General features: G+C 60.5%; 1 protein-coding gene. It reads left to right on the plus strand.

Annotated elements, in window-relative coordinates; genetic code table 11:
• Positions 1 to 198 precede the first annotated feature (198 nt).
• A complete protein-coding gene (locus tag QMX98_RS34740) occupies positions 199 to 969 on the plus strand; it encodes an SDR family oxidoreductase (protein ID WP_077748351.1) in 771 nt (256 codons plus the stop codon).
• Positions 970 to 1,060 lie beyond the last annotated feature (91 nt).

Below are 1,060 nucleotides of genomic sequence, written 5' to 3' on the forward strand. Positions count from 1 at the left end.
AATTACCCCCGCCGCGCGCCCTGTAGGAGCGGGTTTGCTGGCGTTGGCGATCTACAAACCGCCATCGCCAGCAAACAGGCTCCTGCAAGAGCGGTCGCAGGCCAATCTGTATAGATGTTCATTCCTCGCAAAAATAGTGGCTCCGCTTCTGGCGGCTGACGACTAGGGTGTATTGACCCTCAGCTCTCAGGATTCGCCATGCACCCGTACTTTTCCCTGCAAGGCCGCACCGCTCTGGTGACCGGTGGCACCCGTGGTATCGGCAAAATGATCGCCAAGGCGTATGTCGAGGCCGGCGCCACCGTGTACGTCTGTGCCCGGGATGCCGAAGCGTGTCAGCAAACGGCTGACGAGTTGAGCGCCTTGGGAACCTGCCATGCCGTGGCCGCCAATCTGGCGACTGAAGAAGGCGTGCAGCACTTGGCCATGCGGCTGGGCGAGCAAATCAGTCATCTGGACATTCTGGTGAACAACGCCGGCACCACATGGGGCGCTCCGCTGGAAAGCTATCCGGTCAAGGGCTGGGAGAAGGTCATGCAGCTTAACGTGACCTCGGTGTTCAACTGCATCCAGCAGTTTTTGCCTTTGCTGCGCAAGGCGGGTTCAGAGGCGAATCCGGCGCGGATCATCAACATCGGTTCGGTGGCGGGGATTTCGTCCTTTGGCGAACAGGCGTATGCCTACGGGCCGAGCAAGGCTGCCCTCCATCAACTGTCGCGGATTCTGGCGCGGGAGCTGGTGAGCCAGCACATCAACGTCAACGTGATTGCGCCGGGGCGCTTCCCGAGCAAGATGACGCAGCACATTGGTAACGATGAGCAAGCGCTGGCGGAGGATACGGCGCTGATTCCGATGAAGCGCTGGGGCCGGGAGGAAGAGATGGCGGCGCTGGCAATCAGTCTGGCAAGTACGGCGGGGGCTTATATGACCGGGAATGTTATTCCGCTGGATGGTGGGTTCAGTCTCTGAGATTGGCGGTGCGGCCTTCGCGGGCAAGCCTCGCTCCTACAGGTTCTTTGGCGTACACAAACGCCGTGTTCGCTCGATAACCCAGTAGGCG

The organism is Pseudomonas sp. PS02303 (assembly GCF_029959925.1).
GTDB lineage: Bacteria > Pseudomonadota > Gammaproteobacteria > Pseudomonadales > Pseudomonadaceae > Aquipseudomonas > Aquipseudomonas mandelii.

Excerpts from the sequence above, each read along its gene's own strand:
- QMX98_RS34740 (WP_077748351.1), top strand. The coding sequence starts at position 199 with ATGCACCCGTACTTTTCCCTGCAAGGCCGCACCGCTCTGGTGACCGGT.